This is a genomic window from Burkholderia sp. E168m23 (assembly GCF_016586125.1).
Classification (GTDB): Bacteria; Pseudomonadota; Gammaproteobacteria; order Burkholderiales; family Burkholderiaceae; genus Burkholderia; species Burkholderia orbicola.
Genome location: NZ_BCPP01000004.1, coordinates 11,441 through 27,012, shown reverse-complemented (window position 1 = coordinate 27,012; position 15,572 = coordinate 11,441). Strand labels below are relative to the sequence as shown.

13 protein-coding genes are annotated in these 15,572 nt (G+C 70.5%); 5 read left to right on the top strand and 8 right to left on the bottom strand.

What is annotated here, in order from left to right:
- Nucleotides 1-77 precede the first annotated feature (77 nt).
- Together JMF90_RS00510 and mdlC are read right to left on the bottom strand one after the other, a co-directional pair.
- Entirely contained in the window at nucleotides 78-1,529 is a 1,452-nt protein-coding gene (locus JMF90_RS00510) for an aldehyde dehydrogenase (protein WP_011546071.1), read from the bottom strand.
- 29 nt (nucleotides 1,530-1,558) lie between these two features.
- Nucleotides 1,559-3,166, bottom strand: a complete 1,608-nt coding sequence (mdlC, locus tag JMF90_RS00505; protein WP_011694386.1) for a benzoylformate decarboxylase — start codon at nucleotides 3,164-3,166, stop codon at nucleotides 1,559-1,561.
- Nucleotides 3,167-3,265: 99 nt separating this feature from the next.
- Between mdlC and JMF90_RS00500 the strand changes: the two genes are divergently transcribed.
- The 4 genes from JMF90_RS00500 to JMF90_RS00485 all read left to right on the top strand — a co-directional run bounded on the left by JMF90_RS00500 (nucleotide 3,266) and on the right by JMF90_RS00485 (nucleotide 8,408).
- Entirely contained in the window at nucleotides 3,266-4,177 is a 912-nt protein-coding gene (locus JMF90_RS00500) for a LysR family transcriptional regulator (protein WP_011546072.1), read from the top strand.
- Nucleotides 4,178-4,350: 173 nt separating this feature from the next.
- A complete protein-coding gene (gene dalD / locus JMF90_RS00495) occupies nucleotides 4,351-5,745 on the top strand; it encodes a D-arabinitol 4-dehydrogenase (protein ID WP_011546073.1) in 1,395 nt (464 codons plus the stop codon).
- A 104-nt stretch (nucleotides 5,746-5,849) separates the two neighbouring features.
- Nucleotides 5,850-7,331: a xylulokinase gene (gene xylB, locus JMF90_RS00490; protein ID WP_011546074.1), complete on the top strand. Its 1,482-nt coding sequence runs from the start codon at nucleotides 5,850-5,852 to the stop codon at nucleotides 7,329-7,331.
- Between the two features lie 63 nt (nucleotides 7,332-7,394).
- Complete coding sequence (locus JMF90_RS00485) at nucleotides 7,395-8,408, top strand: sugar-binding transcriptional regulator (protein WP_011546075.1); 1,014 nt, start codon at nucleotides 7,395-7,397, stop codon at nucleotides 8,406-8,408.
- 22 nt (nucleotides 8,409-8,430) lie between these two features.
- On the opposite strand, the gene JMF90_RS00480 is transcribed toward JMF90_RS00485, so the two are convergent.
- Together JMF90_RS00480 and JMF90_RS00475 are read right to left on the bottom strand one after the other, a co-directional pair.
- Nucleotides 8,431-9,654, bottom strand: coding sequence for an MFS transporter (locus JMF90_RS00480; RefSeq protein ID WP_011546076.1), 1,224 nt, complete (start codon nucleotides 9,652-9,654; stop codon nucleotides 8,431-8,433).
- On the bottom strand, nucleotides 9,651-10,847 hold the full coding sequence (locus JMF90_RS00475) for a serine hydrolase (protein ID WP_011546077.1): 1,197 nt from the start codon (nucleotides 10,845-10,847) through the stop codon (nucleotides 9,651-9,653). Before JMF90_RS00475 ends, JMF90_RS00480 begins: the two co-directional genes overlap by 4 nt.
- Before the next feature lie 113 nt (nucleotides 10,848-10,960).
- Here JMF90_RS00475 and JMF90_RS00470 point away from each other — a divergent pair, with 113 nt between their 5' ends.
- On the top strand, nucleotides 10,961-11,845 hold the full coding sequence (locus tag JMF90_RS00470) for a LysR family transcriptional regulator (RefSeq protein ID WP_011546078.1): 885 nt from the start codon (nucleotides 10,961-10,963) through the stop codon (nucleotides 11,843-11,845).
- 14 nt (nucleotides 11,846-11,859) lie between these two features.
- Here the strand turns inward: JMF90_RS00470 and JMF90_RS00465 are convergent, their stop codons facing one another.
- The 4 genes from JMF90_RS00465 to JMF90_RS00450 all read right to left on the bottom strand — a co-directional run bounded on the left by JMF90_RS00465 (nucleotide 11,860) and on the right by JMF90_RS00450 (nucleotide 15,540).
- Complete coding sequence (locus JMF90_RS00465) at nucleotides 11,860-12,966, bottom strand: ABC transporter ATP-binding protein (protein ID WP_011546079.1); 1,107 nt, start codon at nucleotides 12,964-12,966, stop codon at nucleotides 11,860-11,862.
- 62 nt (nucleotides 12,967-13,028) lie between these two features.
- Nucleotides 13,029-13,742: an HAD family phosphatase gene (locus JMF90_RS00460; RefSeq protein ID WP_006477977.1), complete on the bottom strand. Its 714-nt coding sequence runs from the start codon at nucleotides 13,740-13,742 to the stop codon at nucleotides 13,029-13,031.
- The gene (locus tag JMF90_RS00455; protein WP_011546080.1) at nucleotides 13,739-14,590 is read right to left on the bottom strand and encodes a carbohydrate ABC transporter permease; all 852 of its coding nucleotides are present in this window, start codon (nucleotides 14,588-14,590) and stop codon (nucleotides 13,739-13,741) included. The genes JMF90_RS00460 and JMF90_RS00455 overlap by 4 nt, the downstream gene beginning before the upstream one ends.
- Nucleotides 14,587-15,540, bottom strand: coding sequence for a carbohydrate ABC transporter permease (locus tag JMF90_RS00450; RefSeq protein ID WP_011546081.1), 954 nt, complete (start codon nucleotides 15,538-15,540; stop codon nucleotides 14,587-14,589). The genes JMF90_RS00455 and JMF90_RS00450 overlap by 4 nt, the downstream gene beginning before the upstream one ends.
- Between the last annotated feature and the right edge of the window lie 32 nt (nucleotides 15,541-15,572).

Sequence of the window (15,572 nt, the reverse complement as noted above, 5' to 3'; positions counted from 1 at the left end):
TTTCGGCGAGCCGCCCGCCAAACAGCGAGCCCATCGCGCCCGCGCCCAGAATTGCAATTCTCATCGTCGGCGCCTCGTCAGAACGGATAGTGGCGCGGGGCCGTCTGCACGGTGATCCAGCGCAGGTCGGTGAACGCGGCGATGCCGGCCTTGCCGCCGAAGTGGCCGAAGCCGCTGTCCTTCACGCCGCCGAACGGCATCTGCGCCTCGTCGTGCACGGTCGGGCCGTTCACGTGACAGATGCCCGCCTCGATGCGCGCCGCGACGCGCAGCGCCCGCGCGACGTCGCGACTGAACACGGCCGACGCCAGCCCGAACGCGTTGTCGTTCGCGCAGCGGATCGCGGCCTCCTCGCCGTCGACGCGCACGATCCCCTTCACCGGGCCGAACGACTCTTCCGCGTAGATGCGCATCGCCGGCGTCACGTGGTCGAGCAGCGTCGCGGGAAACAGCGTGCTGTCGGCCCGGCCGCCGCACCGCAGCGTCGCGCCGTGCGCGAGCGCATCATCGATCAGCGCGTTGCAGCGCTCGACGGCCCTCGTGTCGATCAGCGAACCGAGCACGACGGGCCCGTGGCGCGGATCGCCGAGCGGCAGCGACGCGGCCTTGTCGACGAGCTTCGCGACGAACGCATCGGCGATCGAGGCGTCGACGACGATGCGCTCGGTCGACATGCAGATCTGCCCGGAATTCGCGAATGCGCCGAATGCAGCCGCGGCGACCGCCGCGTCGAGATCGGCATCGGCGAGCACGACGAACGGCGCCTTGCCGCCGAGTTCCAGCACCGACGGCTTCAGGTGACGCGCGCACGCTTCGGCGACGATCCGCCCGACCCGCGTCGAGCCGGTGAAATTCACGCGGCGCACGGCCGGATGCGCGATCAGGGCGTCGACGACGGCGCCCGCATCGTCGGGCGCATTCGTCACGAAATTGACGACGCCCGGCGGCAGTCCGGCCTCCTGCAGCGCCTCGACGACCAGCCCGTGCGTGACCGGGCACAGTTCCGAGCCCTTCAGCACGACCGTGTTGCCACACGCGAGCGGCAGCGCGAGCGCGCGCGTCGCGAGAATCACCGGCGCATTCCACGGCGCGATGCCGAGCACGACGCCGGCCGGCTGCCGCACGCCCATCGCGAGCGAGCCCGGCACGTCGGACGGAATCAGCTCGCCGCCGACCTGCGTGGTCAACGACGCGGCCTCGACGAGCCCGCTCGCCGCGAGCTGCACGTTGAAGCCGGCCCACAGCGCGGACGCGCCCGTCTCGGCCGCCATCGCGGCGACGAACTGCTCGTGCTTCGCTTCGAGCGCGGCGGCCGCCTTCAGCAGCAACGCGCGCCGCGCGCCGGGGCCGAGCGCAGCCCAGTCGGGAAACGCGCGGGCAGCCGCATCGGCCGCCGCGCGCGCATCGTCGACGGTGCACGCGGGCGCTTCGGACGCGACTTCGCCGTCGAGCGGGTTGCGGCGCACGAAGGTCGCGCCGCCGGACGAGTGGCGGCGTTCGCCGCCGATCAGCATCGCTACGGTTTGCATGGAATCTCCGGAAAGACGCGCGCGGCGCGTCACGCAATCTCGACTTCGACGACGACCGGCGTCGCCGCGCGCAGCGCGTCGGTCAGCGCGTCGCGCAGCCTCGCCGCTTCGGCGACGCGCACGCCGCGACAGCCCATCCCTTGCGCGAGCGCGACGAAATCCAGGTCGGGCAGATCGGTGCCTTGCACCGGGTCGCCGGGGCCGAAGCCGAACACGGGCGCGAAATCCTGCAGCGCCGCGTAACGCCGGTTGTTCAGGATCACGAACGTGATCGGCAGCTTCAACTGCGCGGCGCTCCACAGCGCCTGGATCGAATACAGGCTCGAGCCGTCGCCGATCAGCGCGATCACGCGTCGGCCCGGCTGCGCGAGCGCGACGCCGACGGCGGCCGGCATCCCGTAGCCCAGCCCGCCGCTGTCCATCGTGTAGAACGTGCCGCTGCGCGTGAACGGCAGATGTTCCTGCATCACCGGCCGCGCGCTCGGCGCCTCCTCGACGACGATGTCGTGCGCGTCGCGCACGTCGGCGAGCGTCTGCAGCGCGAACGCGACCGACATGCGTTCGCCGGCAGCAGGCGCGTCGACGCGCAGCCGCGGCGCGCGCGGCGCGGGCATCGGCCGCTCGGGCGGCGCGGGCCGCGCCAGCAGATCGCGCGCGGCGAGCCGCAAATTGCCGACCACCGCGTCGCCCGACGGCGTCCACGCGGCGACGCCCGGATCGTCGACGAGCTGCACGAGCGTCGCGCCCGGCGGCACGTGCGGGCCGAAGCCCTCGATGTGATAGGTGAACGCAGGCGCGCCGAACGCGAACACGAGATCGTGCCCGTCGAGCCGCGCGACGATCTTCTCGCGGATCGCGGGCAGGAAGCCGGCGAACAGCGGATGATCCTCCGGAAAACTGCAGCGCCCCGACATCGGCGCGACGTACACGCGCGCACGGTGCCGCTCGGCGACGCGCACGACGTCGTCCCACGCGCCCGCGCGATCGACGGCCGCGCCGACCACGAACGCCGGGCGGCGCGCCGCGTCGAGCGCGTCGCCAAGTCGCGCAAGCGCGTCGGGATCGGGCCGCACGATGCTGCTCACGTCACGGCGCGGCAGCAATTCGGCCGGCTGATCCCAGTCGTCGACCGGAATCGACACGAACACGGGGCCGCGCGGCTCCTGCATCGCGATGCGGTACGCCCGCGCGATCGCGGCCGGCACGTCCTGCGCGCGCGCCGGCTCGATGCTCCATTTCACGTACGGCTTCGGCAGCTCGGCGGCCTGCGTCGCGCCGAGGAACGGATCGAACGGCAGAATCGCGCGCGCCTGCTGGCCCGCGGTGACGATCAGCGGCGAGCGGTTCTTGAACGCGGTGAAGAGATTGCCCATCGCGTTGCCGACGCCCGCCGCCGAATGCAGGTTCACGACCGCCGCATTGCCGGTGGCCTGCGCGTGACCGTCGGCCATCCCGACCACGACGGCCTCCTGCAGGCCGAGCACGTAGCGGAAATCGGCGGGGAAGTCGCGGAACATCGGCAGCTCGGTCGAGCCGGGGTTGCCGAACACGCGGTCGATGCCGAACTGGCGGAACAGGTCGATCACGGCGTCGCGGACCGTGACGGGTGCGGCGGATTGGGACGGGGTGCCGGACATGCTCGGGCGTCTCCTCGATGGCTTGGCGGTTTCCACAGTATCGAAGCGCAAGCCATTCACGGATACTGTATTTTTTGCGCAAAGCCATTACGTTCCAGCATGACTTTCGATCTCCGACAGTTGCGTGCGTTCACCACGATCGTCGCGTGCGGCAGCCTCGGCCGCGCGGCCGACGCGCTGCACGTCACGCAGCCGGCGCTGAGCCGGATCCTGAAGCGGCTCGAGGATCAGGTCGGCGCGCCGCTGTTCGAACGCCATTCGAAGGGCGTGCAGCTCACCGCGTTCGGCGAAGCGTTGCTGCCGCACGCGACGCTGCTGCAGCACGAGGCCGAGCATGCGCGCGAGGAACTGGACGCGATGCGCGGGCTCGCGAAGGGCACGATCAAGGTCGGCACGGTGGGCAGCATCGCGAGCCTCGTGTTGCCGGTCGCGGTCGGCCGCGTGCTCGATCGCTGGCCGAACCTGCGCGTCGAAATCATCGAAGGCGTGTGGGACCGGCTCGCGGAAGGGCTGATCAAGCACGAGATCGATCTTGCGCTGTCCGCGCACGGGCCCGATACCGACGAGATCGTCGCGATTCCCGAGTGCCGCTGGGAAGACCGCAGCCATATCGTTGCGGCGCCGCACCATCCGCTGCGCGTGCTCGGCCGCCCGCCGACGCTCGCCGATACGCTGCACGCACGCTGGGCGATTCCGCCGCGCGGCACCGCGCCGTTCGACCACATGCGCGCGACCTTCGACGCACACGGGCTGCCGTTGCCCGACATCGCGGTCGAGACGCGCTCGGTCACGACGCTGAAAAGCCTGGTCGCGCATGCGGGATTCCTCTGCTGGATGGCCGAACCGATGTACGGGGCGGAACGACGCGCCGGCACGATCGACACGCTGCCCGTGCGCGAAGTCGTCGCAGTGCGCACGCTCACCGCGTTCCGGCGCCGTCACGGCATCCTCCCCGGGCCGACCGGCAAGCTGCTCGACGAACTCGTCGCACTCACGCGCGAAGGGCGCTGACGCCCTTTTCCAGCGGCTCCCCGCGCCCGCCCTGCCCGCACGGCGCCGCAGCGCACCATCGAAATGCCGTGTCCCCGCCTTGACTTTCGTCCGCCTGAATACGATCATTCGCTCACACAAAGAGCAAAAGATCGTATTCGGCAGGATAGACAGGCTGGAACAGGAGACACCGGATGAGCGAATCGCCCGCCGCCCACGCGCCCGTGCTGCTGCACATCGGCGCGGGCTCGTTTCACCGCGCGCACCAGGCGTGGTATCTGCATCGCGTGAACGCGGCCGTGCCGGCCGACGAACGCTGGTCGCTAACCGTCGGCAACATCCGCGACGACATGCGCGCGACGATGGACGCGCTCGCCGCGCAGCACGGTGCGTACACGCTCGAAACCGTCACGCCGCAAGGCGAGCGCGCGTACGAGACGATCCGTGCGATCACGCGCGTGCTGCCGTGGTCGATCGACCTCGCCGCGCTGATCGACGCCGGCGCCGATCCGGCCTGCCGGATCGTGTCGTTCACCGTCACCGAAGGCGGCTACTACCTCGACGAACACAACCGGCTCGACATCGCGAACGCCGATCTCGCCGCCGACCTGCAGGGCGCACGCACGACGCTGTACGGCGCGCTCGCCGCGCTGCTCGCCGAACGCGTGAAGCGCGGCGCGGGGCCGCTCACGCTGCAAAGCTGCGACAACCTGCGCAACAACGGCGCACGGTTTCGCGCGGGGATGCGCGAATTCCTCGAACGGCGCGGCGAAGGCGGCCTGCTCGCATGGTTCGATGCGCACGTCGCGACGCCCAGCGCGATGGTCGACCGCATCACGCCGCGCCCGACCGCCGACGTGCGCGAGCGCGTCCTCGCGGCCACCGGCATCGACGACGCGTGCCCGGTGATGGGCGAATCGTTCATCCAGTGGGTGATCGAGGACCGCTTCGCGGCCGGTCGCCCGCGCTGGGAGCTGGCCGGCGCCGAACTCGTCGACGACGTGCATCCGTACGAGGAAGCGAAGATCCGCATCCTCAACGCGACGCACAGCTGCATCGCATGGGCCGGCACGCTCGCGGGCCATACCTACATCCACGAAGGCACGCACGACCCGGCGATCCGCCGCTTCGCGCACGACTACGTGACGCAGGACGTGATCCCGTGCCTCACGCCGAGCCCGCTCGATCTCGCACGCTATCGCGACGTCGTGCTGGAGCGCTTCGGCAATCCGTACGTGCTCGACACGAACCAGCGGGTCGCGGCCGACGGTTTCTCGAAGATCCCCGGCTTCATCGCGCCGACGCTCGTCGAATCGTTCGCTCGCGGCGCGGCACCCGTCGCCACCGCCGTGCTGCCCGCGCTGTTCCTGCGCTTTCTCGAACGCTGGGCGCGCGGCACGCTGCCATATGCGTACCAGGACGGCGTGATGGACGACGGCAGCGCACGCGCGATCGTCGAAGCCGACGACCCGGTCGTCGCGTTGTGCGCGAGCCGCGCCTTGTGGGGCTCGCTCGCCGGCAACGCGGCGCTGTTCGACGCGCTGCGCGCCGGGCTCGCGCGCGTCGACGCCTGGCTCACCGCCCGCTGATGACCCGCGCGCGGCGCCCGGCCGCGCAGCCGGGCGAACCCGCTTGGCACAGGCCGTGCGGCACGGCTAAAGTAGCGGCTCCTCACTGACCGAACGGATCGCTCATGTATCTCGGCATCGACCTCGGCACCTCCGAAGTGAAGGTGCTGCTGCTCGCCCCGGACGGCGCGGTCGTCGGCACCGCCGGCTCGCCGTTCAGCGTGTCGCGGCCGCATCCGCGCTGGGCGGAACAGCATCCGGACGACTGGTGGCAAGGCACGCTCGCCGCGCTCGCGGCGCTGCGCGAACGGCACCCGCAGGCGTTCGCGCAGGTGCGCGGCATCGGCCTGTCGGGCCAGATGCACGGCGCGGTGCTGCTCGGCCGCGACGATCGCGTGCTGCGCCCCGCGATCCTGTGGAACGACATGCGCAGCGCCGACGAATGCGCGCTGCTCACCGAACGCGCCCCCGATCTCCATGCGCTGGCCGGCAACCTCGCGATGCCCGGCTTCACCGCGCCGAAACTGCTGTGGGTCGCGAAGCACGAACCCGACGTGTTCGCGGCGACCGCGTGCGTGCTGATGCCGAAGGACTACCTGCGCTTCCGGCTGACCGGCGCGAAAGTGTCCGATCCGTCGGACGCGGCCGGCACGCTGTGGCTCGACGTCGCGCGCCGCGACTGGTCCGATGCGCTGCTCGCCGCGTGCGGGATGACGCGCGGGCAGATGCCGCGCATCGTCGAGGGCAATGCGCCATCCGGCACGCTGCGTGCGGACGTCGCACGCGAGTTGGGGTTGTCCGAGGCCGTGCTGGTCGCGGGCGGCGGCGGCGACAACGCGACGAGCGCGCTCGGCATCGGCGCGATCCACGCGGGCGACGGCTTCGTGTCGCTTGGCACGTCCGGCGTGCTGAGCGTGGTCGGCGACCGCTTCATGCCGAATCCCGCGTCGGCCGTGCATGCGTTCTGCCATGCGATTCCCGATCGCTGGCAACTGATGAGCGTCGTGCTGTCGGCCGCGAGTTGCCTGCGCTGGGTCTGCAAGCTGACCGGCACCGACGAGCCTGCGCTGCTCGCCGAAGTCGAGGCGCTCGACCCCGACGCGCTCGCCGCCGCCCCGCTGTTCCTGCCCTACCTGTCGGGCGAGCGCACGCCGCACAACGATCCGTACGCGCAGGGCGTGTTCTTCGGGATGACGCACGCGACCGACCGCGCGCACCTCGGCTATGCGGTACTCGAAGGCGTGACGCTGGGCCTCGCCGACGGCCTCGACGCGCTGCACGCGGCCGGCGTCGAGACCGACCAGTTGTCGCTGATCGGCGGCGGCGCGCGCAGCGCGTTCTGGGCGCAACTGATCGCGGACGCGCTGAACGTGCGCACGCGTCAGCACGGCGGCGGCGAAACCGGCGCGGCGCTCGGCGCGGCACGGCTCGGCTGGCTGGCCGTCGGCGGCGATCCGCAGACGGTGCTGACCAAACCGCCGGTGCGCGCCGAATACGCACCGGACGCCGCCCGCCATGCGCGGCTGCGCGAACGCCTCGATGCGTTCCGCACGCTGTACCGTCACGTGCGGCCGCTGTACGAACCGTCGCGCGCACGGCTCGCGTAGGCGCCGCGCTTACGCGACCGGCCGCCGGCCGTGCGCGCGACATGCGTTACAGTGGATGCCGTCATGCGGCCCGCCGGCCGGCCCGCGGGGCGGCCCCCAGATCCGAACCGAATCGCTATCGTGTCCAAGTCCTCAGAAAAACTCGATCTCGCCACGCGCGCCGCGTGGCTCTACTACGTCGCGGGCGACACGCAGAACGAAATCGCCGAAAAACTGCAGGTGTCGCGCCCCGTCGCGCAGCGCCTCGTCGCGTTCGCGGTCGAGAAGAACCTGATCCGCGTGCGCGTCGACCATCGACTCGCCGACTGCCTCGATCTCGGCGCGCAGCTGTCGAAACGCTACGGCCTCGCGATGTGCGAGGTCGTGCCCGTCGACGCCGATGCGCCCGACGCGATCGACCGCAAGCTCGCGGTCGCCGGCGCGCAGGTGATGGAGCGCTACCTGAACGAAACACGGCCGATGGTGATCGCGGTCAGCAGCGGCCGGACGCTGAAGGCCGCGGTCGCGCAGATCGCGCAGATCGACCGCCCGCAGCACCGGCTCGTGTCGATGGTCGGCGCGATCGCGGCCGACGGCTCGTCGAACCGCTACGACGTCGCGCAGTACATCTCCGAGAAAACCGGCAGCAAGCACTTCCTGCTGCCCGCGCCGCTGTTCGCGGATAGCGACGCCGAGCGCGCGCAGTGGTGCAATCACCGGCTGTACCGGATCGTCGAGGCGCTGTCGGGCGAGGCCGACGTCGCGTTCGTCGGGATCGGCAACATCGGCCCGCACTGCCCGCTCTACGAAGACGGCTTCATCACCGAACAGGAGCGCGACGAGATGACCGCGCTCGGCGCGGTGGCCGAACTGCTCGGCGTGCCGATCGACGCGCAGGGCACGCAGATCACCGTGTCGACCAGCGCGCGCGTGACGAGCGTCGCGCTCGCCACGCCGCCGAAGCTGCCGACGATCGCGTTCGCCGGCGGCCCGAAGAAACACGACGCGGTGATTGCCGCGCTGCGCGGCGGCTGGCTGTCGGGGCTCGTCACCGACGAAGCCTGCGCGCGCGCCGCGCTCGCCGCGAAGGCGGCCTGACGCGGCCGTCGCCCGCACGGGTTCAGGCCGCGCGCGGCGCCGGAAACGCATGGCGGCGTGCGCGCCACGCGCCGACCCACGCCAGCGCCAGCAGCGCGACGAGCACCCACGGAATCGCGCCGGCGCCGGTCGCGCCGAGCAGCATCCCGCCCGCGATGCCACCGCCGGCGATCGCGAGATTCCAGACCGTCACCAGCATCGACTGCGCGACGTCGGCCGACTCCCCCGCCGCGTTCGCGGTGGCCGTCTGGAACAGCGTCGGCGCGCCGCCGAACGCGAGCCCCCACAGCACGACGCCCGCATAGACGAACGTCATCCCCGACCCGGCGCCGAGCATCGCCGCCGCCAATGCGAACAGCGCGATGCTCGCGAGCGTCAGCCGCCGCTGCGCGACGCCGATCCATGCACCCGTCAGCGCGATGCCGACGAGGGACGCGACGCCGAACACGAACAGCACCACATCGACCTGCGCGCCCATCCGCACGCCCGCAAGGAACGGCGCGACGTACGTGTACAGCATGTTGTGCGCGAGCACGTACGCGAACATCACCGTCAGCACCGGCCGCACGCCGGGCAGCGCCATCACGCCGAGCACCGGCTCGCGCGCGCCGGCCGGCTGGCCCGGATAGTCGGGCACGCGCAGGCGAATCCAGCCGATCAGCGCCAGCGCCGCGACCGTGATCCCGGCGAACGCGACGCGCCAGCCGAACATCGCGCCGAGCGCCGTGCCGGCCGGAATGCCGATCGACATCGCTGCCGGTATGCCGAGCATCGCGACCGCGATCGCCCTGCCGCGCAGCGACGGGTCGACCAGCCGGCTCGCGTAGCCCGCCAGCAGCGCCCACAGCAGCCCGGCCGACATCCCCGCGACGAAGCGCGCGGCCAGCGTGAGCGCGTAGTACGGCGACGCGGCCGTCAGCGCATTCGACACGACGAAGCCGGCCAGCGCCGCGAGCAGCAACCGGCGCCGGCGCATCGCACGCGTCGCGGCGACGAGCGGGATCGCCGCGACGATCGAACCCAGCGCGTAGACGGTCACCAGTTGACCGATCAGCGCCTCGGTCACGTGCAGGTCGGCGCTCATCAGCGGCAGCAGGCCGGCCGGCAACGCTTCGGTGAGCACCGTGATGAAGCCGGCGGTGGCCAGCGCGAACAGGTTCGCGACGGGCAGACGTGCACGAGCCGGCGCGGACGAATCTGCCGCACGATCGACAGCGCGGTCGGAGACGGATACGCACTCGCTCATGCCGCGCTCCGGTCGTCGATGCCATACACCGCATCGCGCACGTCGGTGACGATGCGCCCGTGCATCCCTTCGTATAACGTATTGGTCAGTGCGACGACCGTCAGCCCGGCTGCGCGGTCGACGAACCACGCATGCCCGTACGCACCGCCCCAGCGCCAGGTGCCGACCGACTCCGGCGATTGCGCGGCCACCGGGTCATGCAGCACGGAAAAACCGAGTCCGAAACCGAATCCCGGCGCATCCGGCAAGTCGTGCGCGCCCGGCTGCACCCGCGCCATCTCGTCGATCCAGCGCGGTGCGAGCCAGCCGTCGAGGCCCGTGCGCAGCGTATCGAGCAGCGTCAGGCAATCGTGCGCGGTGCCGACCATGCCCGCGCCGCCCGACGGCCACGCGGTCGCGTCGAACGCGCGCGCCGGCTCGAAGCGGATACCGACCGTGCCGTCGAACACCGGCACGAGATCGTCGTCCGCCATCCGGCGCGGCACGTCGGGCGTGCTGACGTAAGGCGTCGCCAGACGCGCCGCGTCATGCGTGAAAAATGCCGTGTCGGCCATCCCGAGCGGCGTCGTCACGAGCGCCGCCACGGCGTCGGCGAGCGGGCGGCCGTCGACCGCCTCGATCAGCGCGCCGACCACGTCGGTCGCAAGCGAGTAGCCCCACGACGTGCCGGGCGCGAACTGCAGCGGCACGCCGGCGATGCGCCGCACGTTCTCGGCGAGCGACAGGCTCGCGCGATCCATCCCGTCGGACACGCCCGCGCGTGCATACGGGCCGTCGGCGTCGGCTTCGAGAAAGCGATAGCCGAGCCCGGCCGTGTGCGACAGCAGATGCCGCAGCGTGATGTTCGCCGGCGTGCCGTCCGCGAGCGTCGGCGTGAACGCGGGCAGCCAGCGCGCGACCGGCTCGTCGAGCCCGATCTTCGATGCCGCGACCAGCCGCATCGCGGCGGCCGTCACGATCGGCTTGGATACCGACGCGAGCCGGAACAGCGTGTCCTCGCGCATCGGCGTGCCGGCTTCGCGATCGGCCAGCCCGGCCGCGCGTGCATAACGCAATTCGCCGTCGCGCGCGACCAGCACGACCGCGCCGACCGCGCGCGCATCGGCCAGCGCGCGGTCGAGCACGGCATCGAGCCGGGCGCGCAGCGCGGCATCCGGTTCGGCGCGGCGGGCGGTGACAGGCAGTGATGACATGGCGTGACCTCGAACAGTGAAGGAACGCCCATCGTAGGGAGCCGGCACGAGAAGAAAAATCGGGTTAGAGTTCCGGACACTCCGGACATGGGTGTCCGCAATCGGGAACCTGCATGGAAAATCTTGGCGGCTTCGTCGTGTTCGTCCAGGTCGCGGAAACGCGCAGCTTCGTCGCGGCCGGCCGAGCGCTCGGACTGTCGGCATCGGCGATCGGCAAGCGCATCGCGCGGCTCGAGGCACGCCTGAACGTGCGGCTCTTTCACCGCAGCACGCGCAGCATCACGCTGACGGCCGAAGGCACGCGCTTTCTCGAACGATGCCGGCGCGTGATCGCCGAAATCGACGCGGCCGAGCAGGAACTGACGCAGAGCGTCGAGGCGCCGCGCGGGCGGCTGCGCGTGAGCCTGCCGACGATCGGCACGTTGCTACTGCCGGTGCTCGCCGATTTCATGGCCGCGTATCCGGAGATCGAGCTCGACATCGATTTCAGCGACCGGATCGTCGACGTGATCGACGAAGGCTTCGACGTGGTACTGCGCACCGGCCATCCGACCGATTCCCGGCTGTCGTCGCGGCTGCTCGGCCACTTCCGCCAGCACCTGGTCGCGTCGCCCGACTATCTCGAACGGCACGGCACGCCGCGCACGCCGGCCGACCTCGCGCAGCACCGCTGCCTGCATTACCGATTCCCGAGCAGCGGCAAGCTCGAGATCTGGCCGCTGCGCGCGCCGCGCGCCGGCACGCCGCCGGAGGTACCCGTCTCGATGGTCAGCAACAACGCCGAGACGCGCCTGTGCTTCGCGCTGCGCGGGCTCGGCATCGCGTGCCTGCCCGAGTTCTTCGTGCGCGACACGCTCGCCGACGGCAGGCTGCGCGCAGTGCTCGACGATCACGTCGCGAGCCGCACGCCGTTCTACGTGCTATGGCCGTCGGGCCGCCATCCGCTGCCCAAGCTGCGCGCGTTCGTCGACTACATGGCCGAGCATTTGCGGCTGTAACCGGCGCGCGGCCGTCAAGCCGCCTTCGCGTGCGCGCTGAGCCGCCGCAGCGCCTGCCCGTGCTCGTCGAACAGGTGGCAGTGCTCGGCCTGCGCATGCACGCGCAGCGCCTCGCCGGTGCGGTACGTGTCGAGCGGCGGAATCCGCGCGATCAGCCCGTCCGGTGCGACGGCCGACTCCGCATACAGGTACGCGGCGTCGCCGAGCGACTCGACGGCCATCGTCCGCGCGGCGACGCCCGCCGCCGCATCGACCAGCAGATGCTCGGGCCGCACGCCGACGGTCACCGCGGCGCCGCGCTGCAGCCCCGCCGCATCGACCGCGACATGCTGCGTCTCGCCGCTGTCGAAGCGCACGAGCACGCCGCCCGCATCGGCCGATTCGACCGTGCCCTTCAGGAAGTTCATCTTCGGCGAGCCGATGAAGCCCGCGACGAACTGGTTCGCCGGCGCGTGATACAGCGCGTTCGGCGTGCCGACCTGCTGCACCGCGCCGCCCGACAGCACGACGATCTTGTCGGCGAGCGTCATCGCCTCGACCTGGTCGTGCGTCACGTAGATCATCGTCGTCTTCAGCTCGTCGTGCAGCCGCGCGAACTCCAGCCGCATCTTCACGCGCAGCGCGGCGTCGAGGTTCGACAGCGGTTCGTCGAACAGGAACACCTTCGGCTTCCTCGTGATCGCGCGGCCGATCGCGACGCGCTGCCGCTGGCCGCCCGACAACTGCTTCGGCTTGCGGTCGAGCAGGTGATCGATGTGCAGGATCTTCGCGGCCTGCTTCACGGCCTGGTCGATCTCGGGCTTCTTCGCGCCGGCGAGCTTCAGGCCGAACGCCATGTTGTCGTACAGCGTCATGTGCGGGTACAGCGCATACGACTGGAACACCATCGCGATGCCGCGCTTCGCGCTCGGCACGTCGTTGACCTTCGCGCCGTCGATCAGCAGGTCGCCGTTCGAAATGTCTTCCAGGCCGGCGATCATCCGCATCAGCGTGGATTTGCCGCAGCCGCTCGGGCCGACGAACACGACGAATTCGCCGTCGGCGATGTCGAGGTTCACGTTGCGCAGCACTTCGGTGTCGTCGTAGCGCTTCGCGATGTTGCGCAGGAGCACGCTTGCCATGATCTGTCTCCGTTCGTTCGTGATGCGCCGCGTTGAAAGCGGCGCGCCTTCGTTCCTGATTGCTAGTTCGGCAGCACCGCGCCCGTCGCCTGCCAGCGCGCGACGTAGCCGGGCAGCTCGTGCATGTCGTCGAATACGTGCCGCGCGCCGATGCCGCGCAACGCGTCGATCTGCGCCGCCGACGCGTGCCCGCCGCCGACGAAGCCGAGCACGGTCATGCCGGCCGCGGCCGCCGCGGTGATGCCGGTCACGCTGTCCTCGACCACCAGGCATTGCGCGGGCACCACGCCGAGCGCGCGTGCGGCTGCCAGATACACGTCGGGCGCCGGCTTCGGCCGCGCGACCGAATCCGCGCAGAACAACCGGTCGCCGAAAAAGCGCGCGAGGCCGGTGCGCGCGAGCGCCGCTTCGACGTACGCGCGATAGCTGTTGCTCGCGCACGCCGTCGTCAGGTCGATCGCGGCCAGCGCCGCATCGATGCCGTCGACCATCGGCGCGTTGACGGCCGCCGCCTCAACCGCGCGGCGGATCGCGTCGACGTCGTCGGCCGACAGCGTGCGGCCGACCGCGTCGCTCGCGCCAGCTAGCACGCGCTCGATGCGCAGCCCGAGCAGCGGCATCACGGCCGGCCGCGCATCGACGCCCGGCCAGCGCGCATCGAGTTCGCGCACGATCACGTCGGCGGCCACGGCCTCGCTGTCGATCAGCACGCCGTCGCAATCGCAGATCAGCACGTTCACGCCGTGACCGGCCGCGCCTTTGCTTGCGCCGCTCATTTAACCGCCCCGAACGTGAGCCCGCGCACGAGCTGCTTCTGCGACAGCCAGCCGACGATCAGGATCGGCGCGACCGCGAGCAGCGAAGCCGCGGACAGCTTCGCCCAGAACAGCCCTTCGGGGCTCGAGTACGACGCGATGAACACCGTCAACGGCGCCGCGTTCGAGCTCGACAGGTTGATGCTCCAGAACGCCTCGTTCCACGACAGGATCACGAGCAGCAGCGCGGTGGACGCGAGCCCCGGTAGCGCCATCGGCATCAGCAGGTAGACGATCTCCTGCCACGTCGACGCGCCGTCGATGCGCCCGGCTTCCAGGATGTCCTTCGGGATCTCGTTGAAGTACGTGAAGGTCATCCACACCGCGATCGGCAGGTTGATCAGCGTATAGACGATCACGAGCCCCGACACGGTATCGAGCAGCCCCGCGTTCTTCCACAGCAGGTAGATCGGCACCAGCACGCCGACTGACGGCATCATCTTGGTCGACAGCATCCACAGCAGCACCTTCTGCGTGCGGTGGTTCGGGAAGAACGCCATCGCGTACGCGGCCGGCACCGCGAACAGCAGCGAGATCACCGTGACGCCGGCCGAGATCAGGATCGAATTCCACGCGAACCCGAAGTAGTTGCTGCGCGCGAACACCTCGCGGAAGCTGTCCAGCGTCGGCATGAAGAACAGCGTCGACGCGTACGCCTGCTGTTCGGTCTTGAACGCGGTGATCGCCATCCAGAAGATCGGGAAGAACAGCAGGAGCGCGATCAGCCACGCGAGCGTACCGGGCAGCGCGCGCCGCACGAGATCGAACACGGCCGGCGTGCGCCGGCCTGCCAAGGTCAGGTCGCTCATTTTTCGTACTCTCCCTTCAGGTTGCGCGCGAGCATCCGCACGAGGAAGAACGACACGACGTTCGCGACCACGACGGCGATGATGCCGCCCGCGGATGCGAGGCCGACGTCGAACTGCTGCAGGCCGAGCGCATAGATCAGGTACGACAGGTTGGTCGTCGCGTCGCCCGGGCCGCCGCCGGTCGTCGTATAGATTTCCGCGAAGATCGACAGCAGGAAGATCGTCTCCATCATCACGACCACGGCGATCGCGCGCTTCAGGTGCGGCAGCGTGATGTAGAAGAACATCGCGATCGGGCCGGCGCCGTCGATGCGCGCGGCCTCCTTCTGCTCCTGGTCGAGCGACTGGATCGCGGTGAACAGGATCAGGAACGCGAACGGCAGCCACTGCCACGCGACGATGATGATCACGGCGGTCAACGGGTAATCGGCGAACCAGTCGATCGGCGTCATCCCGAGCGCGCGCATCGCGTTCGCGACGAGCCCGTACACCGGATGCAGGATCATGTTCTTCCAGATCAGCGCGGAGACGGTCGGCATCACGAAGAACGGCGCGATCGCGAGCAGCCGCGCGACGCCCTGCCCGTAGAACTTGCGGTCGAACAGCACGGCCATCAGCACGCCGCCGATCACGGTGATCGCGAGCACCGCGCCGATCAGCACCAGCGTGTGCCAGATCGCCGGCAGGAACGACGGATCGGTCGCGAGGAAGCGGTAGTTGTCGAACCCGGCGAAGCCCTTCACGTCCGGGTTCAGCAGGTTGTAGCGCGAGAACGAATACCAGATCGTCATCGCGAGCGGAATCGACATCCACAGCAGCAGCACCGCGACGGACGGCGACACGAGCCAGCTCGCGCCGCCGCGCGCGCGGCGCGGGGCGCCGGGCGGCGACGACGCGTCGCCGACCGACGGCGCGTGAGCGTGACTCAGGGGAAGACGCAGGTGACGCATGATCGGAGTCCCTCCGGTTGATGCGCGGGCGC

Bases quoted from the DNA above. Each gene is read 5' to 3' on its own strand.
- JMF90_RS00510 (WP_011546071.1), bottom strand. From the start codon at position 1,529: ATGCAAACCGTAGCGATGCTGATCGGCGGCGAACGCCGCCACTCGTCC.
- mdlC (WP_011694386.1), bottom strand. From the start codon at position 3,166: ATGTCCGGCACCCCGTCCCAATCCGCCGCACCCGTCACGGTCCGCGAC.
- JMF90_RS00500 (WP_011546072.1), top strand. From the start codon at position 3,266: ATGACTTTCGATCTCCGACAGTTGCGTGCGTTCACCACGATCGTCGCG.
- dalD (WP_011546073.1), top strand. From the start codon at position 4,351: ATGAGCGAATCGCCCGCCGCCCACGCGCCCGTGCTGCTGCACATCGGC.
- xylB (WP_011546074.1), top strand. From the start codon at position 5,850: ATGTATCTCGGCATCGACCTCGGCACCTCCGAAGTGAAGGTGCTGCTG.
- JMF90_RS00485 (WP_011546075.1), top strand. From the start codon at position 7,395: ATGCGGCCCGCCGGCCGGCCCGCGGGGCGGCCCCCAGATCCGAACCGA.
- JMF90_RS00480 (WP_011546076.1), bottom strand. From the start codon at position 9,654: ATGAGCGAGTGCGTATCCGTCTCCGACCGCGCTGTCGATCGTGCGGCA.
- JMF90_RS00475 (WP_011546077.1), bottom strand. From the start codon at position 10,847: ATGTCATCACTGCCTGTCACCGCCCGCCGCGCCGAACCGGATGCCGCG.
- JMF90_RS00470 (WP_011546078.1), top strand. From the start codon at position 10,961: ATGGAAAATCTTGGCGGCTTCGTCGTGTTCGTCCAGGTCGCGGAAACG.
- JMF90_RS00465 (WP_011546079.1), bottom strand. From the start codon at position 12,966: ATGGCAAGCGTGCTCCTGCGCAACATCGCGAAGCGCTACGACGACACC.
- JMF90_RS00460 (WP_006477977.1), bottom strand. From the start codon at position 13,742: ATGAGCGGCGCAAGCAAAGGCGCGGCCGGTCACGGCGTGAACGTGCTG.
- JMF90_RS00455 (WP_011546080.1), bottom strand. From the start codon at position 14,590: ATGAGCGACCTGACCTTGGCAGGCCGGCGCACGCCGGCCGTGTTCGAT.
- JMF90_RS00450 (WP_011546081.1), bottom strand. From the start codon at position 15,540: ATGCGTCACCTGCGTCTTCCCCTGAGTCACGCTCACGCGCCGTCGGTC.